This is a genomic window from Limnohabitans sp. 2KL-17, assembly GCF_003063415.1.
GTDB lineage: Bacteria > Pseudomonadota > Gammaproteobacteria > Burkholderiales > Burkholderiaceae_C > Limnohabitans_A.
On record NZ_NESK01000031.1, the window covers coordinates 19155 to 45979 of the forward strand.

Below are 26825 nucleotides of genomic sequence, written 5' to 3' on the forward strand. Positions count from 1 at the left end.
CCGTCAGCGCGAACTCCTCAAGTCGGAGCAGGTGCTTTTGGTTACGTCTTCAAGCCAAGGCACTTTTGGTATTGGGATTGCGCAGCAAAGCCCATGTTTTGTTTCAAGACATCCTCGAGATCCATCCAGATGATGTTTTGGCACTCAACAGCCTGGGCTTTGAGGCCTTGAACGATCGCCGTTTGGTTCAGTCTTTAGGATTTTTTGAACGCGCTCTGGTGCAAACCCCGGCCAATGCCAATGCCCACTTCAACGTGGGGTTTGTTTGCGAAGAACTGGGGCGCAGCCAAGACGCGGAAGCCGCCTTCAATGCGGCCATTGCAATAGACGAAAAAATGGACAGGGCTTGGTATGGCTTGGGTTTGGCGCTGGTGCGTCAACAACGCTTTGCCGAGTCCCTGGTGGCTTTCGAGCGCAACACCCAGTTGCAATCAATGAGCCCCTACGCTTGGTATCAAATGGCTCGGGTCCATATGGAAATGCAGGAACCCGATAAAGCGCTGCAAGTCATGCGCCATTTAAAGGGCTTCGAGCCCAAGGTGGCCGCGCAACTCGAAAGAGAAACAGGCTTGAAATTGGACAGGGCGGTTTGAGATTCAAACCCCAAAAGCCTGGGCTTTGTATGAAAGTTTGACAGTAGGTAGTTTGGTTTTTTCAACATGAAGGAGACAACGATGCAGCTCACTGCAAGACACCGGGAATACTGGGGCAAAAATCTAAGAATCACAGGGCTGCTGCTGGCTTTGTGGTTCTTTGTGACATTTGTGGTTTTGTTCTTTTCGCGCGATTTGACGTTCAGCTTTTTTGGCTGGCCCTTTTCGTTTTGGGTGGCCGCCCAAGGCGCGTTGGTCGTCTATTGCCTGATCATTTGGTACTACGCACGCTATATGAACAAGCTTGACAAGGAATATGGCGTTTCTGAAGGAGATGAATCATGAGCGTTTTCGGCGGGGAAGGCCAAACCCAAGGCCAGTTTCAGAAGTCTCTGAACAAAGTTTTCTTGTTCTACGGCGGGGGCTTTGCAGCCTTCGTCATCGTGCTCGCTGTTCTTGAGCAAATGGGCATGCCCAAAGAGTACATTGGCTACGCCTTCTTGGCGGCCACTGTGCTCTTGTACGGCGGTATTGGTGTGATGAGCCGCACCAACGACGCGGCCGAATACTACGTGGCCGGTCGCCGTGTGCCCGCCATCTACAACGGCATGGCCACAGGCTCTGACTGGATGTCGGCGGCCTCGTTCATCGGCATGGCCGGCACGCTCTACCTGACAGGTTACGGCGGTTTGGCCTTCATCTTGGGTTGGACCGGCGGCTACTGTTTGGTGGCTTTGTTCTTGGCCCCTTACCTTCGCAAGTTTGGCCAGTTCACCATTCCTGACTTCTTGGGCGCGCGCTACGGCGGCAACATGCCTCGCCTGATCGGCGTGTTTGCGGCCATCTTGGTGTCTTTCGTTTACGTGGTGGCGCAGATCTTTGGTGTGGGCTTGATCACAGCCCGCCTGACAGGCCTGTCCTTCGACGTGGGTGTGTATGTCGGCTTAGCTGGCATTTTGGTCTGCTCGTTCTTGGGCGGTATGCGCGCAGTGACTTGGACTCAGGTGGCGCAATACCTGATCTTGATCGTGGCCTACATGATCCCCGTGGTTTGGTTGTCGGTGAAACACACCAGCAACCCCGTGCCTCAGGTCGCTTATGGCTATCTGCTTGAAAAAGTCACGGCCAAAGAAGAGCAATTGTTGAAAGATCCCAAAGAACTCGAAGTTCGCGGTATCTTCAAAGCACGCTCTGACGCGGCCGTTGAAAAGCTGAAAGATGTTCCAGCAGCCATGGCTGCCGACAAAGAAGCAGCCACCAAAAAGCTGGAAGATCTGAAGGCCGCCAACGCGCCAGCAGCGGACATTAAAGTCGCTGAAGCTGCTGTTGCCGCTTTGCCCAAAGACGAAGCGGCTGCCAAAGCTGCTTACACCGCAGCACGCACGACCAACGCTGCCCGCGCAGCACCACCCCTGCGCCATGCTGAGCCTTTCCCGGGCAAAGACGACGCTGCCAGAGAAATTGCACGCAAGAACTTTCTGGCCTTGGTGTTCTGCTTGATGATTGGTACGGCTGCGCTGCCACACATTCTGATGCGCTTTTACACCGTGCCTTCGGTGCGTGCAGCGCGTGAGTCGGTGGCTTGGTCGCTGTTCTTCATTTCTTTGCTGTACTTCACGGCACCTGCTTTGGCGGTGCTGGTCAAGTTTGACATCTACACGCTCTTGGTCGGCACCCCTATGGACCAATTGCCGGGATGGATTGCGCGCTGGAACGTGGTCGACCCCACGCTGATGGCTGTGGCTGACATCAACAAAGATGGCATCTTGCAACTGGCAGAGATCCGCTTGGGCGGTGACATTGTGGTGCTGGCCACCCCTGAAATCGGCGGCTTGCCGTTCGTTATTTCTGGTTTGGTGGCAGCGGGTGGTTTGGCTGCGGCTTTGTCGACGGCCGATGGCTTGTTGCTGACCATTGCCAACGCCTTGTCGCACGACGTGTACTACAAAGTGATTGACCCGAACGCTTCGGCCAACCGTCGCGTGACGATCTCCAAAGTCCTTTTGGTGTTCGTGGCCTTGGCTGCGGCTTATGTCGCATCCCTGCGCATGGCGGACATTTTATTCTTGGTGTCTGCGGCCTTCTCGTTTGCTGCGGCAGCCTTCTTCCCGGCGTTGACCCTTGGCATCTTCTGGAAGCGTGCCAACAAGTGGGGCGCGTCGCTGGGCATGATGGCTGGCTTGGGCATCTCGTTCTATTACATGCTCAAAACACATCCCTGGATGTACGGCTTGTTCCATAATGGATCGCTCACGCCTGAAATCCTGAAGGCCAACACCTGGTGGGACATTGCCCCGATCTCGGCGGGCATCTTTGGTGTGCCACTGGGCTTCGCGGTGATCATCATTGTTTCGCTGCTGACCAAGGCACCTGACCAAGAAGTTCAGGAATTGGTGGAAAACGTCCGCTTCCCAAGCTTTGACGGCTCGACCTCACAAGGCAGTGCTGCTCATTAAAAGGTCCGGATTGGCAAGACCTGTCTTGCCAAGATGACCCTTTCCAACAAAAACCCGATCGCGTGAAGCGATCGGGTTTTTTCTTTTTCTCGGTGGGCGTTTTTCATGGGCTCAAGGGAAAACACCCGATCTTGTGGGCTTGTTTTGTCTCTGTCCTTAGCGATGACCCAAACAACACACTCGCTGGCCCTGAACAAACGCAAACGGCGATTGACATGGCTGTTGCTGCTGTTGTGGGCCTTGACGAGTTTTGGGCCCGCATTCTTTGCGCGCAGTCTTTCATTTGAGGTGCGGGGATGGCCGTTCCATTTCTGGATGGCCGCGCAAGGCTCATTCTTGGTCTTTCTAGCGATGGTGGTGCTGTATGCCTGGCTGATGAACCGCTGGGGAAGAGAGCTGTGCAATGAAGAGGCCAAAGCGAACCCTTACTCACATTGACGCCGTTCAGGCTGCGATTTCTGCAAGCCGCTCAAAAGGCAAGCTCTGCTTGACCAGAATCACCGTGCAGGGCGCCTGCATGGCCACCTTGATAGGGACCGTGGCCAACACGCGCTGCATTTGCAAGCCATGCGTTGCCGCCCCCAGGATGAGCATGTTCACCTGATTGCCCTGCGCATAGCGCAGCAAGGCATCCGCCACATCACCCGACTCGATCACATGAAAAGATATCTGGTGCCCAACCAAGTCCAGCGGCTGGGCCCATTGCTGCAGCCGACTCAAGTGCCATTGGTGCACCTGGGTCTCGCACTTGTCGGCCTCGGTGCTGCTGGTCAGTCCCGACGAAATCACCGTCACACAGGCCAGCCGGGCGCCCGGGCGAATGCCCAGCGATCGGGCCACGGCTTGGCGCAATGAATACAAGGTGGCATCGCTCACATCCTGGTGCGGCACCGCCACCATGATGATTGGCACTTGTTCAATTTGATGCGCAGGCAAAGGGCTCGGGCTGTACGCCATGCCACTGGCACGGACCCAGCGCTTGAAGTGCGTCCAAAACCCTGTGCCCTTGGTTTTTTTGCCCCGCTCTGTCACTTTGACCTGGTCCGGGTGGGTCAGATCAAATGCCAGATGTGAGGCTGAAGGGTAGCGGTCTGCAGCCACAGGCTCCAGACAGCGCAAGATCACCTCTTGCAGCCATTCGGGCAAATCAGGGCGGTATTTGCGGGGCGGTGGCGGGTCCATCCACAGGCGCTGGCGCATGCCTGCAGCAGTTGCAGGCTGCCCAAAAGGCAGCTCACCGGTGGCCAACTCGTACAACATCACACCGATCGCAAAAATATCGCTGCGGGGATCGCCTCTTACCCCCACCACCTGCTCGGGCGAAATCCAGACGGGCGAGCCGACCGCTTTGCGCAGCTCCTCGGCCAGCAGGTCAGGGTATTGCGCATGGCACGACAAGCCAAAGTCCAGCAGTACCGCCGATCCGTTGGGGCGGATCAGCACATTGGCTGGTTTCAAGTCGAGATGACACACATTTTGCTGATGCAGGCTGTGCACCGCACGCGCCATGGCAGCGCCCAACGCAGCCAACTCAGGCACTGTCAAGCTTTCGCGGTGATCCAGCCAGTGTTGCAATGTCTTGCCTTCGATGTACTCCATGACCAGGTAAGGGACCCTGGACAAATCACCGGCGGCGACAAAACGCGGCACGTGCGGACCTTTGAGGTCGGCCAGTATTTGCAGTTCGACCTCAAAACTGACAATGTTTTCAGCGCCGTCTGATGCCGTCATGCGCGGAATCTTCATGGCCAGTGGAAACTCGGCCGCTCTGCGGGTCCCGTCATCAGAAGGGGCGTAAACCACTTTGTAAATGTGGGCCATGCCACCGGCGTGCAAGCAGGCTTCGACCTCAAAGCCATCGATCAGATGTCCGGGGTTCAGGAGTTTCACCGTCCAAGCTCCAGCCGTTGTGCAAAAAATTCCGGCAAGCCGGCCAAACGAATGGCCGCAGCCGCTTCTGCATGGTTGTAAGGCACACGGTGAAAGGTCATCTTTTGAGCCGTGTGGTCGCAGATGGCATACATCGCCCTGGGATCGCCATCGCGTGGCTGACCACATGAGCCGACACAAGCCACCATGGGCCTGTGCACCGGAGTGGGCACCGGCAAGCCCGGGATCGGATCGAAGCTCATCAAGTGGCGCCCGGCCCCCCGGTAATACAAGGTTTGGTGGTGCACATGCCCCACCAGCACATGCGGCCCCTGCTGCTGGGACAAGGCTTGGTCCAGACAGCGCCCTGCAGCACCCTCCCCGTCCACATAGCGCCAAGCATCAGGCCGGTCTGCACTGGCATGAACGAGCAACATGTGGCCGTGGGTCAAGGTGAGTGGCAATTCGGTCAAGAATGCGCGGTGCCTGGCCGTCAACTGATCGTGGGTCCAATGCGCGCCATGCGATCCCATGGTGACGTCCGCGCCTTTTAAAGCGGGCGGGTTCAAAGCCATTTCGTCGTGGTTGCCACGCAAGACCAGCGCGCCCTGAGACGCCAAGTCCATGATTTCATCCAAAACGGCAACAGGGTCTGCGCCGTAGCCCACCAGATCCCCCAAAAAGACAAACCGGTCAGCCCCTTGCTGGCGCGCATGGGCCAGACAAGCCTGCAAAGCCTGGCGGTTGGCGTGAATGTCTGAAATCAGGGCCAGTTTCATGGGAATCTCTGTGGTCATGATGCCCGTTCAAACCTGGGCAGGAATTGCCTCAGATCAAGCTGAAAGCATTGGCCGTTGTGTATCCAGCAGCATGGCCTGGCTAAGCACAGCTTCAGAGCTTGCGCTTTACGCCCACGGGCAGTTGCGCCACACTGGTCCATTCGGGCGACTGGAACCAGGGGTCACCCTGCAAATACGCCCGCAGCATGGGCAAGGCATCGTTGCCCCAAAACACTTGCCCGTCCACCACAAAACTGGGCACACCAAACAAGTTCAGTGCCAAGGCTTCATCGGTGTTGTTCTTCAAGAGCTTCTTGACTTCGTCGCTGCCGACATCCGCCCCTGGTGCCAGATCGGCGCTCAAGGTGGCCAGGCGCTCGGCGTCTGCCGCCTCAAGGCCACTGCACCAGACATGCCGAAAAATTTTCTCGCACACAAACCGATTGGGCTCACCTGCAGCATCACACGCCGTGGCCAGACGCAACAAGCCCAGCGAATTAAAAGGGTGGCTGGCGGGCAACTGCAACGGCGTGCCCTGCGCACGGGCTTGCCATTGCGCCTGGCGGTAGGTCCAGTCGCGTTTGGCGGGAATTTCTGCCGGACCCAACTGCCCATGGTGTTTGAGCATGGCGCCGAGCACCACCGGCTTGTGCACCACGCGGTGACTGATGCCCTGCAAGACTTGGGGCAAGGCGTCGAATGCCATCCAGGCATAAGGCGAAATGAAGTCCAAGTAAAAGTGGATGGTTTTCATGGGGCTCCAGGCCGAGGGCTAAAAGTGGAGGGACTCAGTGGTCTGTCGCCTGGCGCTTCAACAAGCGCTCAGGAATCTGCGACCACACCAGGCGCTTTTCTTCGTCGCTGGCGCGGCTCCAGCCACCGATTTCAGGCAGGGTGCGCAAACAACCATCACACCAGCCTGCGCCGGGGTGCATCAGGCACAGCGAGACACAAGGCGATGGCACTGAATTGGGCGCTGGCGGCACCGGCTGGGCCAGCACCTGGGCAGCACGCTCAGCCAGTTTTTTCCAGTAGTGCTCGCTCATGCAGCCACCCCTGATATGACCTGAACCACATCCACCACCGGTGCGCCGGTCAGGCGCTTCAGGTCTTCTGGCTGCAACTGAAAAACGCCATGGGGGTGACCTGCCGCAGCCCAGACCACTTCAAAGCGCCAAAGATCCTGGTCGAGCAAGGTGACAGGTGGGTTGAGGTGCGCCACCGGGGAGACACCGCCAATCGAAAAGCCGGTGAGGGCTTTGACGAAATCGGCATCAGCCCGGCCCACCTTGCCCACCAGCGCCGACACTTTTTTCTCGTCGACCCTCCGGTCGCCCGAGGTGACCACCAACACGGCAACGCCGTCTTGCTTGCGTTTGAAAATCACACTTTTGGCGATCTGGCCCAGCAGCACACCCAGCCCATCCGCCGCCTCTTGTGCGGTGCGGGCCGCACCATCCAGCATGACCGGCGCATGGGGGTGACCTGCTTCTTGCAGTGCGCGCGACACACGTTGCACCCCGTCAGGCAGCGCATGCAGTTCTGAGCCACACATGCGTCAACCCGCCCGCTTGTTGAGAATGGCCGTGGCCACGCGCGAATTGGACTTTCGGCTCAGAAAATCGCTGATGAAAGCGCCCGCATCGACCAGTTTGTCCAGGTCAATGCCCGTTTCGATGCCCATGCCATGCAGCATGTAGACCACCTCTTCGGTGGCCACATTGCCCGTTGCACCCTTGGCGTAAGGACAACCGCCTAGGCCTGCGACCGAAGACTGGAAGTTCCACACGCCGACTTGCAGCGCAGCCAAGGTGTTGGCCAGTGCCTGCCCATAGGTGTCGTGGAAGTGGCCGCAGATGTTGGCCACATCAAAGTGTTTCAGCGTGGCTTCGATCGCCCTTTGAACCTTGAGCGGTGTGCCCGTACCAATCGTGTCGGCCACGTCCACACGCTGCACGCCGATCTGCTTCATCAGGCCGGCCAAATACGCCACACTTTCAGGCGAGACCTCGCCCTCGTAGGGGCAGCCCACCGTGCAACTCATGGCACCCCGCACGGCGATGCCCGCATCGCGGGCAGCCTGCACCACCGGGGCAAAGCGCTCGATGCTTTCTTCAATGGAGCAATTGATGTTTTTTTGGCTGAAAGCCTGGCTGGCTGCCGCAAAAACCACGATCTCGTCTGGCCGGGAAGCCAACGCTGCCTGAAAGCCCTGCATGTTAGGGGTGAGCACCGAGTAGCGTACGTCTGAAGCGCGCTGAATGCCCGCCATGACTTCGGCGTTGTCGGCCATTTGGGGCACCCACTTGGGGCTGACAAAACTGGTGACCTCGATCTCTTTCAGGCCTGCCGCCTGCAGGCGGTGCACCAGCTCAATCTTGACATGGGCCGGCACAGGCTGCTTTTCATTTTGCAGACCGTCACGGGGGCCGACGTCGATGATTTGAACGCGGGAAGGAATCGACATGAGGGTTCTCTTTCTTTTCAATAGCCGCGCAGAGGGTCCACGACACCGTTGATCGCCTCACCACGCTGCAAAGCCTGAATTTTGCCCACTATTTGGGCAATGCTCTCTTCGCGCAAAGTGCGGGCAGAGGTGTGGGGGGTCACCGTGATTTTCGGGTGCTGCCAAAAAGGGTGCTCCTTGGGCAGAGGCTCGGTACGGAACACATCCAGCGTAGCGCCAGCCAGATGTCCTGTGTCAATCAGGGCGATCAAGTCGTCTTCGACCAAGTGCTTGCCCCGGGCCACATTGATGACGTAGCCGCCTTTTTGCAAGTGCGACAGCGTGCCCTGGTTGAGCATGTTTTCGGTTTCGGGCGTGAGCGGCATCAGGTTGACGAGCACCCGGGTGGCCTGCAGGAATTGGGGCAAGGCCTGCGTTCCGCTGAAGCACCGGATGCCCGGCAGGTCTTTGGGACTGCGGCTGTAGCCATTGACCGGGAACTCGAAAACCTGCAAGGCTTTGGTCACCCGCTCACCCAGCACACCCAGGCCCATCACGCCCACGGCAAAGTCGGCTCGGTTGCGCGGCTTGAGGTAAGACCACTTGCCCATCTGCGTGTCGGCGTCGTAAGCGTCGAATTCACGGAAGTGCCGGATCACCGCGTGGCAAACGTATTCGGCCATCTGGACCGACATGCCGGCATCGTCCAGGCGCACCACCTTGAGCGCAGGTGGCAGCTTGAGCTGCAGCAAGGCATCCACACCCGCGCCAATGTTGAAAAGGGTTTTCAAACCTGACTGCTCGTCAATGAATTGCTGGGGTGGTGCCCAAACGATGGCGTGATCGGCTTGCGGGGCACCCGGGACCCATGCCGACACTTGTGCCCCAGGCAAAGCTTGTTGCAAAGCCTGCACCCAAGGCTCGGGGGCGAGGCTGGCAAAACAGATGGTGATGTTCATGCCATGATTGTGTCAGCTGAGCTTGAGCAGCTCTGCCCCGTCGGCGACCTGGTCACCAGGTGCATAGAGCAACTCGGCCACCACACCGTCTTTCGGTGCGCTGATCGTGTGCTCCATTTTCATGGCCTCCATCACGGCCAACGGCTGACCCGCCTTGACCTTGTCCCCAGCCTTGACGGCAAACGACACCACCTTGCCCGGCATGGGTGCAGTCAGACGACCGCCTTCTTGCACCGCTTCGCCCGCATGGGCCAGCGGGTCAAGTACGGTGATGCGGGTCGCGCCCTGGGGCGTGAACAGGTGCGCGGTTTCACCTTGCCAATCGAGCTGACTGAACAAACGCGGGGCATCGCCCCACTGCACCCACAAGCCGGCGCCGTCGGCTGAAAAACCCAGCAAACCGACCACGGGGACATCGCCTTCCAGCGACAAGCTCAAGGCGCCGTCGTGCAAACAATTCAGGCGGGCAGAACGCAGCTGGTCTTGCCAGAAAAATTCAAAGCGGCGTTGCGTCACGCCATGCGACTGCCAGCCATCGCGGCGGCTGAAAGGGTCGTGCCCCTGCAAGGCCTGCTCAGCGTGCAAAGTGTGCGCCACCACGGCGGCCACTGCCGCTGGCAAGCCCACAGTTTCCTGCTTGAAAAGCACCGCAGCTTCACGCTGAATGAGTGCGGTGTCGAGTTGCGCCCGGGCAAATGCCGATGAGCGCACCACATGTCGCAAGAACTGCACATTGGTGTTCAAGCCCACGATGTGGGTTTGCGCCAACGCCGTGTCGAGCCGTGCCAGCGCCTGCTCACGCGCGTCGCCGTGCACAATCAGTTTGGCCACCATGGAGTCGTAAAACGGGCTGATGGTGTCGCCCTCACGCACGCCGTCGTCGACACGCACGTTACCGCGCTCAAAACTGGTCGCTTGTGGCTTGCGGTAAACCTGCAAGGTCCCGGTGGCAGGCAAAAAGTTATTGTCCGGGTTCTCAGCGCAGATGCGCGCCTCGATGGCGTGGCCCTGAATGCGCAGCTGGTCCTGACGCAAAGGCAGCGGCTCGCCACTGGCCACACGCAGTTGCCACTCCACCAGATCCAGCCCGGTGATGGCCTCGGTCACGGGATGCTCCACCTGCAGGCGGGTGTTCATTTCCATGAAGAAAAACTTCATCGATTCGGGTTGGTCGTAGGCCGTTTGCTCGACGATGAATTCCACCGTCCCCGCGCCCACGTAGTTCACGGCCTTGGCTGCCGCCACTGCGGCCGCGCCCATTTGCGCACGCAGGGCTTCGGTCATGCCGGGCGCCGGTGCTTCTTCCAGCACCTTCTGGTGGCGGCGCTGCACCGAACAATCGCGTTCAAACAAATACACGCAGTTGCCTTGCGTGTCGCCAAAGACCTGAATCTCGATGTGGCGAGGGCGCTGCACATACTTTTCAATCAGCACCGCATCGCTGCCAAAGCTATTGGTGGCTTCGCGCTGGCAGGATGCGAGAGCGGCGGCGAAGTCTTCAGACTTTTCAACCACTCGCATGCCCTTGCCGCCGCCGCCTGCACTGGCCTTGATGAGTGCCGGGTAACCGATGCTGTCGGCTTCTTTTTGCAGCAGTGCCGGATCCTGGTCGACCCCGTGGTAACCGGGCACCAGTGGCACACCGGCCGATGCCATCAGGCGCTTGGACTCGGCCTTCAGGCCCATCGCCAGAATGGCCGAAGCGGGCGGACCAATGAAGACCAGGCCGGCTGCCGCGCAGGCTTTGGCAAAGTCTTCGTTTTCGCTCAAGAAACCATAGCCGGGGTGCACAGCCTCGGCGCCTGTGGCTTTCGCCGCCTCCAGAATTCGCTCCCAGCGCAGGTAGCTGTCTTTCGGGGCACTTCCGCCCACATGCACCGCTTCATCGCAAGCCTGCACATGCTTGGCCCCTGCATCGGCATCTGAATAAACCGCCACCGTTTGGATGCCCAGACGGCGGGCAGTGGCCGCTACGCGGCAAGCGATTTCGCCACGGTTGGCGATCAGTATTTTTTTGAACATTTATTGACCTTCTTAGCTTGTTTATGGTTTCCAGACCACCTGCTCATCCACTGCGTAAAGCAGACAAGGTAATTTGGAGTTTTTTTGGCAATTGCTCAAGGCACGGCTAAGTGGGTCGTCTCCACCATTAGCCCAACCCCAGGCCCCAGAACCTGATAACGCGAAGGCTCTTGGCAGAGCTTTTTCGAGGAAAGTCCCGTAGCCTTTTCTCCCGCTATCCTTCAGGTGCGGAGTTTGATCAATCGCTTTCAAATCAGCCCATTGGGTTGGTTCTGGCACAGGTGTTTTGCCGACAGTTGCGTACTGGGGAAAAGTCAGCAAGGTCGGCAAGCCGTGCTCAATAAGTTTGGCTTCAACTTTTGGCCACCAGATAGGCAGTCCATTCGGGCTGGCAAACATTCCATGAGCATCGGCACCAAACACACCAAAAGCCATCATTTCTGCCTTGCCACCCGCATCAACATAAGCTTGATGAGCTGGCTTGATCACTTCGGGCGGGAAAAAACTGTCGTTGGCACCATAAAACCAGAGTGAATCAACTTTCACTTTTTTGCCATACGCTTGAAAAGCATCTTTCAATGCCAACTCCCACTGGCATCCTTGCGTGTATTTAAGTCCACCTGCAAAATTGACGACGAATTTGATTCCGGGTTGTGGGTCTTGCGCGTAAGCCAGCGTGGTCAACCCGCCATGAGATTGCCCCAGCATGATCATTCTTTGAGGGTCCACCCATGGCTGCTGTACCACCCATGTCATCACTGCTTTGATGTCGTCAGCTTGTGCTTCTCCGTTACCGGCGATGTTGCACCCCTCGCCGACTGCTGCCCCTCCTGAGTTGGAAAATCCTTGGCGCATAGGCAAAACGACTGCATATCCCCTTTGCATGAATTGCCTCGTTGCCACAATTGCACGCTCTCGTCCTTGAAGACGGTTATTCCCAAGACTTTTCCCGTGATTGATGATCACCACAGGAAAAGGCCCAGTGCCCTCGGGTTTAAAGACCGTGGTTTCTAAATCTACAGCAAACAAGCGATTGTTCTTGATCGTAACGATGGACTCGCCTAATGCAGCGTCACGTACTTGCGCATGTGAAAAATTACTCAGTAATGCGACAGCCATCGCACAAATAGATTGGATCAAATTCATTTTTGTACAAACAACCAATTAGGCTTTCTTTTTTGCAAAAAGGACTGCACGCCCTCCTTGCCCTCGCTGCTGGCACGGATGTCGGCGATGCTGACCACCGTCTGCGCCACCAGCGCGTCGTTGATGTCGCGCTCGGCCACGTTATGTACCAATTTCTTGCAGGCACGAACGGCGTCGGGGCTGGCGTTCACCAGTGCCTGCGTCAGATCGGCCACTTTGGCATCCAGCGCATCCACGGCGACCACTTCATGCACCAGGCCGATGCGGTGCGCCTCTGCAGCGCCAAAGCGCTCGGCCGTCAAAAAGTAGCGGTGCGCCGCACGCGCGCCCATGGCCCGAATCACATACGGGCTGATGGTCGCCGGGATCAGGCCCAGCTTGACCTCGCTCAAACAGTAGTTGGCCGTTTCAACGCTCACCGCCATGTCACACGCGGCCACCAGGCCCATGCCGCCTGCGTACACATCGCCCTGCACACGAGCGATGGTCGGCTGGGGGCATTCGTAAATGGCGCGAAGCATGGCGGCCAACTCACCCGCATCGGCCAGATTTTCTTCGCGGGTGTAGTCGGCCATGCGGCGCATCCAGTTCAGGTCTGCGCCAGCGCAAAAGGCGGGGCCCTCAGCAGCCAGCACCACACAGCGCACGGCGCTGTCTTGCGCCACCGCCATGAAAGCGTTTTTCAGCTCGGCAATCACTTCGTCGTTGAATGCGTTGCGCACATCGGGGCGGGACAGCGTGATGGTCTGCACGCCGGCTTGGGTGGAAATTTTCAGGGCTGTGCTCATGCTTTTTTCGCCTCGGCGGCTTCCAGTTGCAGGTGATAGACCCAGTCCAACTCGGGGCTGGGCTGGCCCAAAGCCGTCAACGCGGCGGTGATCTGCCCACGGTGATGCGTGGCGTGATTAAAGACATGTGCCAGCGTGGCCGCGAACGGTAACAACTGCGGTACGCCTTTCATGGTTCGGTAGTCCAGCTGTCCGTCGAAACGCTCGGCTGGCCAAGTGGCGATGAGTCGCTCCCAATTGGCCGAACCGCCATTGAGTGCCTGCGCCAAGCGTTCGCGGTTGGGCTCCACTTCGGTGTCCAGGCCCAGCAGTGGCGAGGCACCCTTAGAAAAACGTGCATACCAAAGCAGGTGTTCTGCGACCAACAAATGGTTGAGCGTGCCGTGAATGCTCTTGAAGAAAAGACCCAGGTTTTTGAAGTAGTCTGTGTCGGCCACAGGCATCACCGCATCAAGCAGTCGGTGCGTAGCCCAGACGTGGTAACGGGCTTGTTGGTAGAAGTGGGTGTGAAAAGGACTCAGTAATGGTTTCAATGCGGCCATGTGTCCAGCCCTCCCAAAGTTTGAAGTGATTCAAAATCCGCGTCGCGGTGCAGCAGCGCGATCCTGTGGGTCATGCAGTAGCTGGCCAGCAGCACGTCAATGGGGCTGTGCGCGGTGCGGCCTTGGCTGCGCAATTGCCGGTAACGCTCTGCCGCCTTCAACACAGGCGCTGTGCCCCCGATTTCCACCTGCGGCAATACGCTCATGAGTGTTTGGGCTTCGCGCATCAAGCCCCCTTCGCGAAACCCACGCATGACCTCAAACAGCACCAGATCGGCCATGCCGACCTCCACACTGGAATCGCCCAAGCAACGGGCCAAGGTCTGACTTTGCGTGCTTTGCCCTACACGGAAAAAGTCGATCCAGACACTGGAGTCCACCAAGATCATTTGGCCTTGCTCCGTTTTGCCACGGCCGGTTTTTTGGCTTTTGCCGAGCGTCCGGTCGTGGCTGCAGGTTTGGGCTTCACGCCGTACGCGCCCTGAGGCTCTTGGGCGGCCATGACTGAAGCCTCTGGCGTGCAAGCTTGCGCCCAAGAAGCGTCTGAGTCGTCCCATTGCAACTTGCCACGCAAGGCCAGCAAACCGTTGTAGACCTGGCGCCGACGCACCAGGCGCAAGCCCTCTTCAACCGCTTCCTTTTTGGTCTTGAAGCCGCCCGCCGCCATAGCGGCGGCCATCAAGTCGTCGTCGATTTCGATGTTGGTTCGCATGTTTTCAGTCCCTTAATGTGTATTACTTCACAAAATCATACACATTACATGCGGAAAAGTCCAAATTTTGTCTCGGGAATCGGCGCGTTCAGCGATGCGCTCAGGCCCAGCGCCAGCACGCGGCGGGTGTCGGCAGGGTCGATGATGCCGTCATCCCAGATGCGGGCGGTGGCGTAGTAAGGGTGACCCTGGTCTTCGTATTGCTGCTTGATCGGCGCCTTGAAAGCTTCTTCTTCTTCCATGCTCCACTGTCCGCCCTTGCCTTCAATGCCATCGCGCTTGACAGTGGCCAGCACGCTCGCGGCCTGCTCGCCGCCCATGACGCTGATGCGGGCGTTGGGCCACATCCACAAAAAACGGGGGCTGTAAGCGCGGCCGCACATGCCGTAGTTGCCCGCGCCAAAGCTGCCGCCAATGATGATGGTGAACTTGGGCACCGCAGCAGTGGCCACGGCAGTCACCATCTTGGCGCCGTTGCGGGCAATGCCTTCGTTTTCGTATTTGCGGCCCACCATGAAGCCGGTGATGTTTTGCAAAAACACCAGCGGTATCTTGCGCTGGCAGCACAGCTCGATGAAGTGCGCACCTTTCAGCGCCGACTCGCTGAACAAAATGCCGTTGTTGGCAATGATGCCCACTGGCATGCCTTCGATGCGCGCAAAGCCGCAAATCAAGGTGGTGCCAAAGCGCGATTTGAACTCATCAAACTCCGAGCCATCCACGATGCGGGCGATGATCTCGCGCACATCAAAGGGCTTGCGCGTGTCAGTAGGAATCACGCCATACAGCTCCTTCGCATCGAACTTGGGGGGCACGGGCGCGTGCGTCGCGATGTTCGGTGCCTTGCGGGCATTCAGGTTTTTCACGGCCTGGCGCGCCAGGGCCAAGGCGTCCACATCGTTTTGCGCCAAGTGATCGGCCACACCACTCAAGCGGGTGTGCACGTCGCCACCGCCCAAGTCTTCGGCGGTGACCACCTCGCCCGTGGCCGCCTTGACCAAAGGCGGGCCTCCCAGAAAGATGGTGCCCTGGTTCTTGACGATGATGGTTTCGTCGCTCATGGCAGGCACATACGCGCCGCCCGCGGTGCAGCTGCCCATGACCACCGCAATTTGCGCGATGCCCTGCGCACTCATGTTGGCCTGGTTAAAAAAGATGCGGCCGAAGTGGTCGCGGTCTGGAAAGACTTCGTCCTGGTTGGGCAAGTTGGCGCCGCCCGAATCGACCAGGTAGATGCAGGGCAATTGGTTTTGCTGCGCGATCTCTTGTGCCCGCAAATGCTTTTTCACCGTCATCGGGTAATAGGTACCGCCCTTCACCGTGGCGTCGTTGCACACAATCATGCAGTCCACCCCACTGACGCGGCCAATGCCCACGATCACACCCGAGCTGGGGGCGTCGTTGTTGTACATGTTGAGCGCCGCCAGCGGCGCGACTTCGAGGAAAGGCGTACCGGGGTCGAGCAGCATTTGCACGCGGTCTCTTGGCAGCAACTTGCCGCGGGCTGTGTGTTTGGCGCGCGGGGCATCGCCACCGCCCAAAGCCACACGTTCCAGATGGCTGCGCAGTTCGTCGACCAGACCACGCATGGCGGCAGCGTTGTGCTGGAAATCGGCTGAGCGCGGGTTCAGTTGGGAGTGCAAAACAGTCATGGGGCTTCCTTGTCGGTGCACCACCCGGTTTGGCCAACCCGGTATTTAAAGTGCAATGGCCATCAGCTTAGGCCTGTTTTCGGCTTTTCGAGTGTCAAATGGGTTGCAAATCGTGCCACAATTTACATCACCATGAGCCTCACAGATACGGACATCCCCAACCTGAGCCACACCGGCCGAACAGAAACACCGATGGCTTTTGTGCGGGCCATTGCGACCGCTTACGCACAACGCGGCATGGACCCTGTGCCTGCGCTGACCGCAGCACAAATTGCGCCAAACTTACTGAAACAAGCCGAGGCGCGCATCACCGCCTTGCAAATGGAGTGGCTGTCTGCCACCGCCATGAAAGCGCTGGACGATGAAGCCCTGGGCTGGTTCAGCCGCCGCCTGCCCTGGGGCAGTTACGGCATGTTGGTGCGCGCATCGCTGACGGCGCCCACCCTGGGCGTGGCTCTGCAACGCTGGTGCCGCCACCACGGCCTGTTGACCGACGACATCCATCTGAAAATTTCCCAGGACCATGGCGTTGCCAGCCTGGAATTGCACGAAGGCTGCGATTTGGGCCCACTTCAGGAGTTTTGCGTGGTCTCGGTGCTGCGCAATGCTTTAGGCGTGGCCTGCTGGCTGACCGACTCGCGCATTCCGTTGTTGCACACCACCTTGCGATTTGCACCACCCGCACATGCCGACAGCTACCCCGTGCTGTTTGATGGGCCCACCCAATTCAATGCCCCCATCCACAGCCTGCAGTTTGATGCGGGCTACTTGAACTTACCCGTGCGCCGTGACGAAGCCGCCTTGCAGCGCATGCTGCAACGTGCCCTGCTGCTCACGGTGCGGCCTTACCGGCGTGACCGTCTGCTGGTCGAAAAAGTCCGCCAGACCCTGGCCGAACACCCAGAACACAGCCGCAACGCCAGCGATCTGGCCGCGTGGCTGAACCTGTCGGCACGGACGCTGCACCGGCAACTGAAAGACGAAGGCGCCAGCCTTCAACAACTCAAAGACGCCGTGCGCCGTGACCTGTCCATGGACTTGCTGTTGCGCACACAGCGTCCGATCAAACAGATCGCCTCAGAAGTGGGCTTTCAGAATGAAAAGAGCTTTATGCGGGCGTTCAAGGGCTGGACAGGCCAGACGCCCGATGGGTTCAGAGGAGCCCAACCAGGCTGAGCAGCTGGGGGTCAGCCCAAGCGCAATTCGTGCATGCCAGTGAACACCCGCTGCGCGCCTGCCTGCAGCAGCGGCGCATGCTCGGCTGGGGGCGCAGCATAGGCCCACACGGTGGCACTGGCTGCCACGCCTGCTGTGATGCCCACCGTGGTGTCTTCGATCACCAGGCAACTCGCCGGATCGATTTGCAAATGGGCGGCCGCCGCCAGATACACATCGGGGTGCGGTTTGCTGCGCGGCATTTCGTGCCCACTGAAAATACGGCCTTCAAAAAAGGCCATCAACCCCACTTGCTTGAGCATCATCTCGACCTTGAATCGGTCAGCCCCGGAGGCCACAGCAATGCGACCCTGGCAATGGTCGTGCAGGTGCGCCACCGCATCGTGCACGCCCTCGATGGCGGTGATGCTTTGCGTCAGTCGCTCGTTGCGCTCGGCAAAAAATTGTTCCAGCCAGGCATCGGTGAGTGGCTGACCCGTGTTCGCCTCAATGATGGCGCGCTGGCTTTTGACCGTATGGCCCACAAAGCGTTGCATGCATTCGGCCAGCGTCATGCGCCAGCCTTGCTGCTCAAACATGTCGCGCAACACGCCGCAAGTGATGGCTTCGCTGTCAACCAGCACGCCGTCGCAGTCAAACAAAATAGCTTCAAAGTTCATGCGGGTGATCATAAGGTTTCAGAGCACGTCACCATCCACATAAAACCAGCGACCCTCTTCTTGCAAAAAACGGCTGCGTTCATGCTGACGCACGGCCTTGCCGCCCAGCCGAAAGCGGGCGACAAATTCGACCTCCGCGGTGTCAGGGCCTGTTGTGCGGTGCTGTTTGATCTCCAGGCCCAACCATTTGGAACCCACATCGAGTTCTATCGTTGCAGGGCGCTGGCTGGCGTGCCAGGTCGACAGCAAATACGCCACATCGCCACGCACAAAGGCGCTGTAGCGCGAGCGCATGAGGTGTTCGGCATCGGGTGCAGCCTGGCCTGCGTGCAAAGGGCCGCAGCAATGGTCCAAGTCAAAGGTTTGGCCTTTGGCCGATCGGCGTCCACAGGGGCAAGCTTGCAAATTCACTCCCGCCAAGGGCATGGTTTTTAAAAAGGGGGGGACGCGTGTCAAGGTACTTTGCGCGCAACGCTTTCAGCCTTGTGCTGCTCCAGAGTGACCATGGGAGCCTCGGCTTTTTTCCAGGCGGCAAAATCACCGTCGATGTGAGCCACGTTGGTCATGCCCATGTCTTGCAGGGTTTTGGTGGCCAAGGCGCTGCGCCAGCCTGCGCCGCAAAACAAGATGAACTGCTTGCTCTCGTCCGCGAACACGGGCTTGAAGTAGGGCGAGGCCGGGTCCACCCAGAATTCGAGCATGCCTCGGGGCGCTAACAATGCGCCGGGCAAGGTGCCTTCACGCTCCAGTTCACGCGGGTCGCGGATGTCGACGATTTGCACATCAGGGTCAGCCAGGCGCGCTTGCACCTGAGCCACGCTGTGCGTGGTGACCTGGGCCATGGCCTCGTCGACGAGGGCTTGAAATCCTTTGATGATGGGCATGCGTGTCTCCTTGTGTTGTCGGCAAAAGTGCCTGCTTTATTTGCGCCAGAAATGCGAGCTGAACAAGACCAGCACCGACAGCAACTCCAGTCGACCCAGCAGCATGGCAAAGCTCAAAACACCCAGCTGGAAGGGGTTAAGGCCGCCGTAATTCCCAGAGGGACCGACCTGGCCCAAGCCGGGGCCGATGTTATTGACGGTGGCGATGACTGCCGAAAATGCGGTCACGATGTCCAGGCCACTGAGCAAGAGCAGCATGCTCAGGCCCATGGTCGCACCGCCATAAATGAGCATGAAGCCCAACACCGCCGTCATGACCGACATGGGGATCACGGCTCCGCCCAGCGTGACCGGGTTGATGACACGGGGGTGGATGATGCGCACCAGCTCGCGCCGGGCTTGCTTGATCAGCAAGACCATGCGCACCATCTTGATACCACCGCCCGTGGAGCCGGCACAAGAAGCAAAACAGCCAAGAAACATCAACAAAATCGGGGCAAACACCGGCCACTGCGAGTAATCAGTGGCGGCATAACCGGTGGTCGTGGCCAAAGACACCACATGAAAAGCACTGATGCGCAAGGCCTCCAAGCCGTCTTCATAAACGCCATGAACCAAAAGCAGGGCCATCACCAACAAGGTGGAGGCCAACAAAACACTCAGGTAAGTGCGGATCTCGCGATCGTTGCTGATGGGCAGGAGAGATCGGCTTCGCAGGACCACAAAGTAGCGCACAAAGCTGATGCCGGCCAGGGTCATGAACACAATCGCGACCCACTCGATCATGGGTGACTTGAAGTGTCCAAAACTGGCGTCATACGAGGAAAAGCCCCCCAGGCCCATGGTGGTGCACATGTGCATGAAGGCATCGGCCCAGCTCATGCCGGCCCAGCGATAAGCCAGCAGGCACGCGCCTGAAAACAAAAAGTAAACACCCCACAAACCCCTCGCCGTCTCGGCAATACGCGGAGTGAATTTGGTGTCTTTCATGGGGCCGGGCGTTTCGGTCTTGTACAGCTGCATGCCGCCTAGGCCCAACATGGGCAAGACCGCCACCACCAACAGCATGATGCCCAGCCCACCGATCAGTTGCAAAAAGCAGCGCCAGATATTGACCGAAACCGGCAAATGGTCAAGCCCCGAAAGCGCCGTAGCACCCGTGGCCGTGAGCGCGCTCATGGCCTCGAAGTAAGCTTTGAACCAAGTAATTTCAGGCACCAAGAACATGAGGGGCAGGGCCGAATACGCAGGCAAGACCAGCCACACCATGTTGACCAACAAGAAGCCGTCTTTGGTATTTAATTCACGCTGATGCTTTTGCGTGATCGCTGCCAACACCAAGCCACTGACGGCCGTCAAAGCGAAACCAGCCAGCCAGATCCATTGCAGGTCGTGGTGGTCTTCAAACCAGGCCCAGATGCCGGGCACCAAAAATGTGCCCGAGAACGCGATCAGGATGCGTGCCATCAAAGACAATACGGGAGCGAAAAACCTGAACATCAGCCAAAGAAGGTCGCGCTGACCTGAAAGAGTTTTTCCACCGCACGCACATCGCGTTTATTGGGAATGAACAAGATGATGTGGTCATTGGATTCGATCAGGGTGTCGTGGTGCGGCATCAGCACTTCGGACTTTTTACCTTCTCCTCGCACAATGGCCCCCATGCTCACGCCTTGGGGCAGTTTGATTTCCTCTACCCGCCGCCCGACCAGTTTCGACGTCTTGATATCGCCGCGCGCAATGCCCTCCAGGGCCTCAGCTGCACCCCGCCGCAAGCTGTGCACCGCCGCCACATCGCCCCGGCGCAAATGCGCCAGTAACTCACCGATCACGGTTTGCGCAGGCGAAATCGCGATGTCAATCGTGCTGCCTTGCATCATTTCGGCATAGGCGCGGCGGTTGATCAGGGCCATCACACGTCGTGCGCCCATGCGCTTGGCCAACATGGCAGACATGATGTTGTCCTCGTCGTCGCTGGTCAGTGCCAGAAACAGGTCCATCTCGCCCACGTTCTCTTCCTGCAGCAGGTCTTCATCGGCGCCGTCGCCGTTCAGGATCAGGGTGCTGGATGGCAACTGACTGGCCAAGTATTCGCAGCGTTTTTTGTCGCGCTCGATCAGCTTCACTTCGTAGGTGTCGGCCAGAATGCGCGCTAAGCGCAAGCCCACTTTGCCACCACCGGCCAACATCAGGCGCTGCACGGGTTGGTCGGTTTTGTGGATGCCGCCCAACACGATGGGGATCTTGCGCGTATCGGCCAGCACAAAGACCTCGTCGCCGGGCAGGATACGGGTCTCGGGCAGGGCATCCACCTGCGCATCTTGCCGGTACAGCGCCACCACGCGCATTTCGGCATCGGGCAATCGGGCCCGAAACTCAGCGATGCTGTGGTTTACCAGCAAGCTGTCGGCTGCTGCACGGACCACGATCAGGCTCACACGGCCTTCGGCAAACTCAAGCACTTGCAAGGCCTCGGGGTACTGGATGAGCTGCTGGATATAGCGCATCACTGACTCTTCGGGGCAAATGACATGGTCCACCGCAAAGCCAGACTTGCCCAGCAGCTCATCACCCTCGTTGAACTCGGGCGAGCGCAAACGGGCGATGGTGGTGGGCACATTGAAAACGTCGTGTGCGATTTTGCAGACCACCAAATTGGACTCGTCCGCCGCCGCGCAGGCAATCAGCATGTCAGCGTCCTGGGCACCGGCTTCGCGCAACACCGAGGGCTGAATGCCGTTGCCCACCACACCGCGCAGGTCCAGGCGCTCTTCGAGCAGCCTCAGGCGTGCTGGGTCCTGGTCGATGACGGTGATGTCGTTTTGCTCGGAAACCAGGCTTTCAGCGACGCTTTCGCCCACACGGCCCGCGCCCAGGATGATGATGTTCATAAATCGAAATCATACGTGAAGGGCCAACACCCCCCAGCCAATCTTTGACTCAAAGGGCGCGCTGGATGATGATCTTTTGCACGTCGCTCGTGCCTTCGTAAATTTGGCAGACGCGCACATCGCGGTAAATGCGCTCAACCGGAAAGTCGCTCACATAGCCGTAGCCTCCAAGAGTCTGGATGGCAGCCGAGCACACCATTTCGGCAGCCTCGCTGGCAAACAGCTTGGCCATGGCGGCTTCTTTCAGGCAAGGCCTGCCCGCATCGCGCAGGCTGGCAGCATGCCAGATCAGCTGGCGCGCCGCTTCGAGTTGCGTGGCGCAGTCAGCCAGGCGAAAACCCACTGCCTGGTGGTTGAAGATGCTCGTGCCAAAGCTCTCGCGTTGCTTGGCGTAGTCGATCGCCACATCCAATGCGCTGCGAGCCATGCCCAGGCTTTGTGCGGCGATGCCGATGCGGCCACCTTCGAGCGATGACAAGGCGATCTTGTAGCCCTCGCCTTCCTGCCCAATCAGATTTTCGGCTGGGATGCGGCAGTTGTCGAAGTTGATCTGTGCCGTGTCACTGGAATGCTGGCCCAGCTTGTCTTCGAGGCGTGCCACCACATAACCGGGCGCGCTGGTGGGCACCAGAAAGGCGCTCATGCCTTTCTTGCCCGCGCCCTTGTCGGTCACAGCGATCACGACCGCCACATCGCCATGCTTGCCGCTGGTGATGAACTGCTTGACCCCGTTGATCACATACGCATCGCCATCTTTCACAGCGGTGGTGCGCAAGGCCGAAGCGTCCGAACCCACATGCGGCTCGGTCAGGCAAAACGCGCCGAGCATTTGCCCTTGGGCCAGAGGTGTGAGCCACTGCGCTTTTTGTGCGGCGTTGCCATACATCATCAAGATCGCATTAACGGGGCAGTTGGTCACGCTGATGGTGGTGCTGACGCCGCCGTCACCGGCAGCGATTTCTTCAAGCACCAGCGCCAGCGACACATAGTCCAAACCCGCACCACCCAGCTCTTCGGGCACGCAGATGCCATACGCCCCCAGCGCGGCCAAGCCCTTGTGTACGTCTTTGGGGAAGTGGTGTTTTTTGTCCCACTCGGCGGCATGGGGCCACAGCTCGCGCTGCGCAAAATCGCGCACGGCTTCTCGAATCATTTCCTGGTCGGGGGTCAGCAGCATGGGTGTCTTTCGGTCAAACCAGTTCCAGCGCCACGGCCGTGCCTTCACCGCCGCCGATGCACAGCGTGGCCAAGCCCTTCTTGAGGCCACGGGCTTGAAGCGCGTGGATCAACGTGACCATGATGCGGGCACCCGATGCGCCAATAGGGTGCCCCAGTGCGCAAGCGCCGCCATTCACATTCACCTTGTCGTGAGGCACGCCCAGCTCTTTCATGAGTGCCATCGGCACCACAGCAAAGGCTTCGTTGACTTCCCACAGGTCCACGTCTTCTACTTTCCAGCCTGCTTTGGCCAACGCCTTTTGCGTCGCACCCACGGGCGCGGTGGCAAACCATTCAGGCTCTTGTGCGTGGGTGGCGTGGCTCACGATGCGGGCCAGCGGCTTGCAACCTAATTTTTGGGCCGTGCTTTCACGCATCAGCACCATGGCAGCAGCGCCGTCGTTGATGGAAGAACTGCTGGCGGCGGTGATGGTGCCGTCTTTTTTGAAGGCAGGCTTGAGGCTGGTGATCTTGTCGAGCTTGACTTTGCCCGGGCCTTCGTCAATGGACACCACGCGCTCACCGCTGCGGTCTTTCACGGTGACCGGCGTGATCTCAGCGGCAAAGGCGCCCGACTCTGTGGCAGCCTTGGCACGCTGCACGCTGGTGGTGGCAAAGTGGTCTTGCTCGGCACGGGTGAAGCTGTATTTGGCGGCGCAGTCTTCGCCAAAGGTGCCCATACTGCGGCCAGGTTCGTAAGCGTCTTCCAGTCCATCGAGCATCATGTGGTCAAAAATGCGGTCATGGCCCATGCGGTAACCGCCGCGCCCCTTGAGCAAAAGGTAAGGCGCATTGGTCATGCTTTCCATGCCGCCGGCTACCAGCACATCGTGTGTGCCGGCCACCAGCGCGTCGTGCGCGAACATGGCCGCGCGCATGCCCGAGCCGCACATTTTTGACAAAGTGACTGCGCCTGCGCTCTTGGGCAAACCGCCCTTGAAGGCCGCCTGACGCGCTGGGGCCTGGCCCTGACCCGCCATCAGGCAATTGCCAAACAAAACCTCAGTGACCAGCTCGGGGCTGATGCCGGCCCGCTCGACGGCGGCCTTGATGGCGGTCCCCCCGAGGTCGTGGGCGGCCAGACTGGCGAAGTCACTTTGAAAACTGCCCATGGGGGTGCGGGCAGCACTGACGATGACGATGGGATCGGACATGGTGTTCTCCAACAATTCAAAAAGAAATCAACTTTCGTTGTTTTGCACAGCGGACGGAAGACATCTGAAGATGTACACCACGCACGTCTGTCACCCGCGTCACAGGCCGCCGCGTGGGTAACGCTTGAAGGCACGACGGAACACGTCGACCACCTCACTGGAGCCGGTCATGCTGACACCCAAGTCTTTCACCAAGCCATCGTCCAATCCATAAATCCAGCCATGGACGGTGACTTTCTGGCCACGGCTCCATGCGTCTTGCATGACGTTGGACAAGGCCACATTGCCCACCTGTTCAATCACGTTCATCTCGCACATGGCAGATTCGAGTTCAGCTTGCGGCAAATGGTTCAGGCGTTGCCGGTGGCGCAAGCGCACGTCTTGTACGTGGCGCAACCAATTGTCGGCCAGACCCACCCGCGTGCCCCGCGTGGCAGCCAACACACCGCCGCAGCCGTAATGACCGACCACCATGATGTGTTCGACCTTCAAGGCATCGACTGCGTACTGAATGACCGACAAGGCATTCAGGTCGGAATGCACCACCACGTTGGCCACGTTGCGATGCACAAAAACCTCGCCAGGGTCAAGGCCGGTGATCTGGTTGGCCGGTACACGGCTGTCCGAACAACCGATCCACAAGTATTTCGGGTTTTGCTGGTTGGACAAGCGTGAAAAATACGCGGGGTTCTCGCGCACCATGCGCGCCGCCCATTCACGGTTGTTGTCAAAGAGGTGTTGCAGTGATGTGCTCATTCGGTGATTGTCGCAGTGCAGGGAATGGCTTCAGCAAGTCTCGGCAAATAATTCGCGGCCAATCAACATGCGGCGGATTTCGCTCGTGCCCGCGCCGATCTCGTACAACTTGGCATCGCGCCACAAACGGCCCAGCGGGTATTCGTTGATGTAGCCATTGCCGCCAAAAATCTGCACGCCCTCACCCGCCATCCAGGTGGCTTTTTCAGCGGTCCACAAAATCACGCTGGCGCAATCCTTGCGCACTTGGCGCACATGCTCGGCACCCAGCAAGTCCAGATTTTTAGCCACGGTGTAGGCAAACGAGCGTCCGGCTTGCAGCACGGTGTACATGTCCGCCACTTTGCCCTGGATCAGTTGAAACTCCCCAATGCTCTGGCCGAACTGCTTGCGGTCATGGATGTAGGGGATCACGTTGTCCATGACCGATTGCATGATGCCCAGCGGGCCGCCGGACAGCACGGCGCGTTCGTAGTCAAGGCCACTCATCAGCACTTTGGCGCCATTGTTCAGCCCCCCCAGGATGTTCTCAGCAGGCACTTCGACGTTGTTGAAGACCAACTCGCCCGTGTGGCTGCCGCGCATGCCCAGCTTGTCAAGCTTTTGCGCCACTGAAAAGCCCTTCATGCCTTTTTCGATCAGGAAAGCTGTCACGCCACGCGCACCCAACTCAGGTTCGCTTTTGGCATAAACGACCAGGGTGTCGGCGTCAGGCCCGTTGGTGATCCACATCTTAGAGCCGTTGAGCAGGTAGTAGCCACCTTTGTCTTCGGCCTTGAGCTTCATGCTCAGCACGTCCGAGCCCGCGCCGGGTTCGGACATGGCCAGCGCACCAACATGCTCCCCGCTGATGAGCTTGGGCAGGTATTTGGCGCGCTGGGCTACGTTGCCGTTGCGCTTGATCTGGTTGACGCACAGGTTGCTGTGCGCACCATAGCTCAGGCCCACGCTGGCCGAGGCGCGCGAGATTTCCTCCATGGCGATCATGTGGGCCAGATAACCCATGTTGGCACCACCGTATTCCTCGCCCACGGTGATGCCCAGCACGCCCAGATCACCCATCTTGCGCCACAGGTCCATCGGGAACTGGTCGTTCTTGTCGATCTCGGCGGCACGCGATGCGATTTCGGCTTGCGCAAAATCGCGCACGGCATCGCGCAATGCATCGATGTCTTCACCGAGTTGGAAATTGAGGCCGGGCAAGTTGTTCATAAGGGTTTCCTGAAGTTTGGTAATGAGGGCGCTTGCCCCCGTGGTCAATAGGTTTTAGGTATGGGGGTCAGGGTTTGCTGCATCACGGCACAAGGGGTGCCTTTGCCCTGGCTGTCGATGTGCACCACCTCGGCCGAAGTGACGATGACACGTCGACCTGCTTTGATCACCTTGCCAGTGGCGCGGATTTCGCCCCCTTGCAAGCTGTTCAGAAAATTGATTTTGTATTCAATGGTGACCACCTCCATGCCCTCAGGTGCGACCGTGAGGGCAGCGTAACCGCCAGCAATGTCGGCCAGTGCGCCAATGGCGCCACCATGGAAGCCGCCTTGTTGCTGCGTCACCTTGTCGCTGTAAGGCAAGGCCAATTCGACCTGGCCTGCCGTGGCCGACAACAAACGCACACCCAAGTGGTTCATCATGCCCTGCCGGGCCAGGCTGGCGACGACGCGCTCGTGGGCTGAAATAGCAGTACTCACATCAAATCCAATGGTTTTGGGAAGCTCCGACTTTAATTGACGTTTACGTCAACGTCAATTGAGATAATGCAGAATTTAGAAAGACTCGCCTTGTCTCTCAACACACCCGCAAACAGTTTAGTGGGAGATATGCGTGATAGACGTTTTCTCGGGCGCCAGTTGCAGGCCGCGCGCCGCGAGGAATTCCTCGATGGCAGGCTTGACCCTCTGCTCCAGCAATTCCCTTATTGCGCCCGTCACCACGAAGTCGTCCGCACAGCGCACGACGTGTGCCTTGGCAGGCTGTCGAGCATTGCGGCTACGGCCTAGCAGGCTGCTGAAATACTCCCATGTTTAGGTCCACGCCGAGCCCCTGAGAAACGTTAATTGTTGAGCAACTACACGGACACATGATGCGCGGCGCTGACACCTTCACCGAGAGCCTTTTCACGA

General features: G+C 58.9%; 29 protein-coding genes. 5 read left to right on the top strand and 24 right to left on the bottom strand.

The features are described from left to right. Positions 1-71: 71 nt before the first annotated feature. From B9Z45_RS14400 to B9Z45_RS14415, 4 genes are all read left to right on the top strand, one after another. Positions 72-593: a tetratricopeptide repeat protein gene (locus B9Z45_RS14400; RefSeq protein WP_233252215.1), complete on the top strand. Its 522-nt coding sequence runs from the start codon at positions 72-74 to the stop codon at positions 591-593. A gap of 81 nt (positions 594-674) precedes the next feature. Further along, complete coding sequence (locus B9Z45_RS14405) at positions 675-938, top strand: DUF4212 domain-containing protein (protein ID WP_108407915.1); 264 nt, start codon at positions 675-677, stop codon at positions 936-938. Next, positions 935-3049: a sodium:solute symporter family protein gene (locus tag B9Z45_RS14410; RefSeq protein ID WP_108407916.1), complete on the top strand. Its 2115-nt coding sequence runs from the start codon at positions 935-937 to the stop codon at positions 3047-3049. The genes B9Z45_RS14405 and B9Z45_RS14410 overlap by 4 nt, the downstream gene beginning before the upstream one ends. A gap of 162 nt (positions 3050-3211) precedes the next feature. Continuing rightward, positions 3212-3487 carry a DUF4212 domain-containing protein gene (locus B9Z45_RS14415; RefSeq protein WP_108407917.1) on the top strand — a complete coding sequence of 92 codons (276 nt, stop codon included), beginning with the start codon at positions 3212-3214 and terminating at the stop codon, positions 3485-3487. Between the two features lie 6 nt (positions 3488-3493). Here B9Z45_RS14415 and B9Z45_RS14420 read toward each other — a convergent pair whose 3' ends face one another. The 14 genes from B9Z45_RS14420 to B9Z45_RS14485 form a co-directional block, all read right to left on the bottom strand. Continuing rightward, positions 3494-4939, bottom strand: a complete 1446-nt coding sequence (locus B9Z45_RS14420; protein WP_108407918.1) for a bifunctional serine/threonine-protein kinase/universal stress protein — start codon at positions 4937-4939, stop codon at positions 3494-3496. After that, positions 4936-5697: a metallophosphoesterase gene (locus tag B9Z45_RS14425; RefSeq protein ID WP_108407941.1), complete on the bottom strand. Its 762-nt coding sequence runs from the start codon at positions 5695-5697 to the stop codon at positions 4936-4938. The genes B9Z45_RS14420 and B9Z45_RS14425 overlap by 4 nt, the downstream gene beginning before the upstream one ends. 112 nt (positions 5698-5809) lie before the next feature. Further along, entirely contained in the window at positions 5810-6451 is a 642-nt protein-coding gene (locus tag B9Z45_RS14430) for a 2-hydroxychromene-2-carboxylate isomerase (protein ID WP_108407919.1), read from the bottom strand. Positions 6452-6485: 34 nt separating this feature from the next. Next, entirely contained in the window at positions 6486-6743 is a 258-nt protein-coding gene (locus B9Z45_RS14435; RefSeq protein ID WP_108407920.1) for a DUF1289 domain-containing protein, read from the bottom strand. Then, positions 6740-7252, bottom strand: coding sequence for a YbaK/EbsC family protein (locus B9Z45_RS14440; RefSeq protein WP_108407921.1), 513 nt, complete (start codon positions 7250-7252; stop codon positions 6740-6742). Before B9Z45_RS14440 ends, B9Z45_RS14435 begins: the two co-directional genes overlap by 4 nt. A gap of 3 nt (positions 7253-7255) precedes the next feature. Then, a complete protein-coding gene (locus B9Z45_RS14445; RefSeq protein ID WP_108407922.1) occupies positions 7256-8164 on the bottom strand; it encodes a hydroxymethylglutaryl-CoA lyase in 909 nt (302 codons plus the stop codon). 17 nt (positions 8165-8181) lie between these two features. Further along, entirely contained in the window at positions 8182-9102 is a 921-nt protein-coding gene (locus B9Z45_RS14450) for a glyoxylate/hydroxypyruvate reductase A (protein WP_108407923.1), read from the bottom strand. A gap of 12 nt (positions 9103-9114) precedes the next feature. Further along, entirely contained in the window at positions 9115-11124 is a 2010-nt protein-coding gene (locus tag B9Z45_RS14455; protein WP_108407924.1) for an acetyl/propionyl/methylcrotonyl-CoA carboxylase subunit alpha, read from the bottom strand. Between the two features lie 21 nt (positions 11125-11145). Beyond that, entirely contained in the window at positions 11146-12270 is a 1125-nt protein-coding gene (locus B9Z45_RS14460) for a dienelactone hydrolase family protein (protein ID WP_108407925.1), read from the bottom strand. Then, positions 12267-13058 (bottom strand): enoyl-CoA hydratase/isomerase family protein, encoded by a 792-nt coding sequence (locus B9Z45_RS14465; RefSeq protein ID WP_108407926.1) that lies wholly within the window; start codon positions 13056-13058, stop codon positions 12267-12269. The genes B9Z45_RS14460 and B9Z45_RS14465 overlap by 4 nt, the downstream gene beginning before the upstream one ends. Next, a complete protein-coding gene (locus B9Z45_RS14470; protein ID WP_108407927.1) occupies positions 13055-13600 on the bottom strand; it encodes a DinB family protein in 546 nt (181 codons plus the stop codon). Before B9Z45_RS14470 ends, B9Z45_RS14465 begins: the two co-directional genes overlap by 4 nt. Next, positions 13588-13989, bottom strand: coding sequence for a PIN domain-containing protein (locus B9Z45_RS14475; RefSeq protein WP_108407928.1), 402 nt, complete (start codon positions 13987-13989; stop codon positions 13588-13590). Before B9Z45_RS14475 ends, B9Z45_RS14470 begins: the two co-directional genes overlap by 13 nt. Then, positions 13986-14312 (bottom strand): type II toxin-antitoxin system VapB family antitoxin, encoded by a 327-nt coding sequence (locus B9Z45_RS14480; RefSeq protein WP_108407929.1) that lies wholly within the window; start codon positions 14310-14312, stop codon positions 13986-13988. The genes B9Z45_RS14475 and B9Z45_RS14480 overlap by 4 nt, the downstream gene beginning before the upstream one ends. Positions 14313-14356: 44 nt before the next feature. Next, positions 14357-15964 (bottom strand): carboxyl transferase domain-containing protein, encoded by a 1608-nt coding sequence (locus B9Z45_RS14485; RefSeq protein WP_108407942.1) that lies wholly within the window; start codon positions 15962-15964, stop codon positions 14357-14359. 132 nt (positions 15965-16096) lie between these two features. Here B9Z45_RS14485 and B9Z45_RS14490 point away from each other — a divergent pair, with 132 nt between their 5' ends. Further along, positions 16097-17140: an AraC family transcriptional regulator gene (locus B9Z45_RS14490; RefSeq protein ID WP_108407930.1), complete on the top strand. Its 1044-nt coding sequence runs from the start codon at positions 16097-16099 to the stop codon at positions 17138-17140. A gap of 11 nt (positions 17141-17151) precedes the next feature. On the opposite strand, the gene B9Z45_RS14495 is transcribed toward B9Z45_RS14490, so the two are convergent. The 10 genes from B9Z45_RS14495 to B9Z45_RS14540 all read right to left on the bottom strand — a co-directional run bounded on the left by B9Z45_RS14495 (position 17152) and on the right by B9Z45_RS14540 (position 26333). Further along, a complete protein-coding gene (locus B9Z45_RS14495; protein ID WP_108407943.1) occupies positions 17152-17799 on the bottom strand; it encodes an HAD family phosphatase in 648 nt (215 codons plus the stop codon). Between the two features lie 18 nt (positions 17800-17817). Beyond that, complete coding sequence (locus tag B9Z45_RS14500; RefSeq protein ID WP_108407931.1) at positions 17818-18225, bottom strand: YchJ family protein; 408 nt, start codon at positions 18223-18225, stop codon at positions 17818-17820. Between the two features lie 26 nt (positions 18226-18251). Further along, complete coding sequence (locus B9Z45_RS14505; protein ID WP_108407932.1) at positions 18252-18683, bottom strand: rhodanese-like domain-containing protein; 432 nt, start codon at positions 18681-18683, stop codon at positions 18252-18254. A gap of 36 nt (positions 18684-18719) precedes the next feature. Further along, entirely contained in the window at positions 18720-20183 is a 1464-nt protein-coding gene (locus B9Z45_RS14510; RefSeq protein WP_108407933.1) for a TrkH family potassium uptake protein, read from the bottom strand. Next, a complete protein-coding gene (trkA, locus tag B9Z45_RS14515) occupies positions 20183-21574 on the bottom strand; it encodes a Trk system potassium transporter TrkA (protein WP_108407934.1) in 1392 nt (463 codons plus the stop codon). Before trkA ends, B9Z45_RS14510 begins: the two co-directional genes overlap by 1 nt. Positions 21575-21623: 49 nt before the next feature. Beyond that, entirely contained in the window at positions 21624-22751 is a 1128-nt protein-coding gene (locus tag B9Z45_RS14520; RefSeq protein ID WP_108407935.1) for an acyl-CoA dehydrogenase family protein, read from the bottom strand. Between the two features lie 13 nt (positions 22752-22764). Further along, a complete protein-coding gene (locus B9Z45_RS14525) occupies positions 22765-23946 on the bottom strand; it encodes an acetyl-CoA C-acyltransferase (protein WP_108407936.1) in 1182 nt (393 codons plus the stop codon). 99 nt (positions 23947-24045) lie between these two features. Then, a complete protein-coding gene (can, locus tag B9Z45_RS14530) occupies positions 24046-24702 on the bottom strand; it encodes a carbonate dehydratase (protein WP_108407937.1) in 657 nt (218 codons plus the stop codon). Between the two features lie 30 nt (positions 24703-24732). Beyond that, entirely contained in the window at positions 24733-25914 is a 1182-nt protein-coding gene (locus B9Z45_RS14535; RefSeq protein ID WP_108407938.1) for an isovaleryl-CoA dehydrogenase, read from the bottom strand. Between the two features lie 44 nt (positions 25915-25958). Then, entirely contained in the window at positions 25959-26333 is a 375-nt protein-coding gene (locus B9Z45_RS14540; RefSeq protein ID WP_108407944.1) for a PaaI family thioesterase, read from the bottom strand. Positions 26334-26825: the final 492 nt, after the last annotated feature.

Coding starts and splice junctions, on each gene's coding strand:
- B9Z45_RS14405 (WP_108407915.1), top strand. CDS start 675: ATGCAGCTCACTGCAAGACACCGGGAATACTGGGGCAAAAATCTAAGA.
- B9Z45_RS14410 (WP_108407916.1), top strand. CDS start 935: ATGAGCGTTTTCGGCGGGGAAGGCCAAACCCAAGGCCAGTTTCAGAAG.
- B9Z45_RS14415 (WP_108407917.1), top strand. CDS start 3,212: ATGACCCAAACAACACACTCGCTGGCCCTGAACAAACGCAAACGGCGA.
- B9Z45_RS14425 (WP_108407941.1), bottom strand. CDS start 5,697: ATGAAACTGGCCCTGATTTCAGACATTCACGCCAACCGCCAGGCTTTG.
- B9Z45_RS14430 (WP_108407919.1), bottom strand. CDS start 6,451: ATGAAAACCATCCACTTTTACTTGGACTTCATTTCGCCTTATGCCTGG.
- B9Z45_RS14435 (WP_108407920.1), bottom strand. CDS start 6,743: ATGAGCGAGCACTACTGGAAAAAACTGGCTGAGCGTGCTGCCCAGGTG.
- B9Z45_RS14440 (WP_108407921.1), bottom strand. CDS start 7,252: ATGTGTGGCTCAGAACTGCATGCGCTGCCTGACGGGGTGCAACGTGTG.
- B9Z45_RS14445 (WP_108407922.1), bottom strand. CDS start 8,164: ATGTCGATTCCTTCCCGCGTTCAAATCATCGACGTCGGCCCCCGTGAC.
- B9Z45_RS14450 (WP_108407923.1), bottom strand. CDS start 9,102: ATGAACATCACCATCTGTTTTGCCAGCCTCGCCCCCGAGCCTTGGGTG.
- B9Z45_RS14455 (WP_108407924.1), bottom strand. CDS start 11,124: ATGTTCAAAAAAATACTGATCGCCAACCGTGGCGAAATCGCTTGCCGC.
- B9Z45_RS14460 (WP_108407925.1), bottom strand. CDS start 12,270: ATGAATTTGATCCAATCTATTTGTGCGATGGCTGTCGCATTACTGAGT.
- B9Z45_RS14465 (WP_108407926.1), bottom strand. CDS start 13,058: ATGAGCACAGCCCTGAAAATTTCCACCCAAGCCGGCGTGCAGACCATC.
- B9Z45_RS14470 (WP_108407927.1), bottom strand. CDS start 13,600: ATGGCCGCATTGAAACCATTACTGAGTCCTTTTCACACCCACTTCTAC.
- B9Z45_RS14475 (WP_108407928.1), bottom strand. CDS start 13,989: ATGATCTTGGTGGACTCCAGTGTCTGGATCGACTTTTTCCGTGTAGGG.
- B9Z45_RS14480 (WP_108407929.1), bottom strand. CDS start 14,312: ATGCGAACCAACATCGAAATCGACGACGACTTGATGGCCGCCGCTATG.
- B9Z45_RS14485 (WP_108407942.1), bottom strand. CDS start 15,964: ATGACTGTTTTGCACTCCCAACTGAACCCGCGCTCAGCCGATTTCCAG.
- B9Z45_RS14490 (WP_108407930.1), top strand. CDS start 16,097: ATGAGCCTCACAGATACGGACATCCCCAACCTGAGCCACACCGGCCGA.
- B9Z45_RS14495 (WP_108407943.1), bottom strand. CDS start 17,799: ATGAACTTTGAAGCTATTTTGTTTGACTGCGACGGCGTGCTGGTTGAC.
- B9Z45_RS14500 (WP_108407931.1), bottom strand. CDS start 18,225: ATGCCCTTGGCGGGAGTGAATTTGCAAGCTTGCCCCTGTGGACGCCGA.
- B9Z45_RS14505 (WP_108407932.1), bottom strand. CDS start 18,683: ATGCCCATCATCAAAGGATTTCAAGCCCTCGTCGACGAGGCCATGGCC.
- B9Z45_RS14510 (WP_108407933.1), bottom strand. CDS start 20,183: ATGTTCAGGTTTTTCGCTCCCGTATTGTCTTTGATGGCACGCATCCTG.
- trkA (WP_108407934.1), bottom strand. CDS start 21,574: ATGAACATCATCATCCTGGGCGCGGGCCGTGTGGGCGAAAGCGTCGCT.
- B9Z45_RS14520 (WP_108407935.1), bottom strand. CDS start 22,751: ATGCTGCTGACCCCCGACCAGGAAATGATTCGAGAAGCCGTGCGCGAT.
- B9Z45_RS14525 (WP_108407936.1), bottom strand. CDS start 23,946: ATGTCCGATCCCATCGTCATCGTCAGTGCTGCCCGCACCCCCATGGGC.
- can (WP_108407937.1), bottom strand. CDS start 24,702: ATGAGCACATCACTGCAACACCTCTTTGACAACAACCGTGAATGGGCG.
- B9Z45_RS14535 (WP_108407938.1), bottom strand. CDS start 25,914: ATGAACAACTTGCCCGGCCTCAATTTCCAACTCGGTGAAGACATCGAT.
- B9Z45_RS14540 (WP_108407944.1), bottom strand. CDS start 26,333: ATGAACCACTTGGGTGTGCGTTTGTTGTCGGCCACGGCAGGCCAGGTC.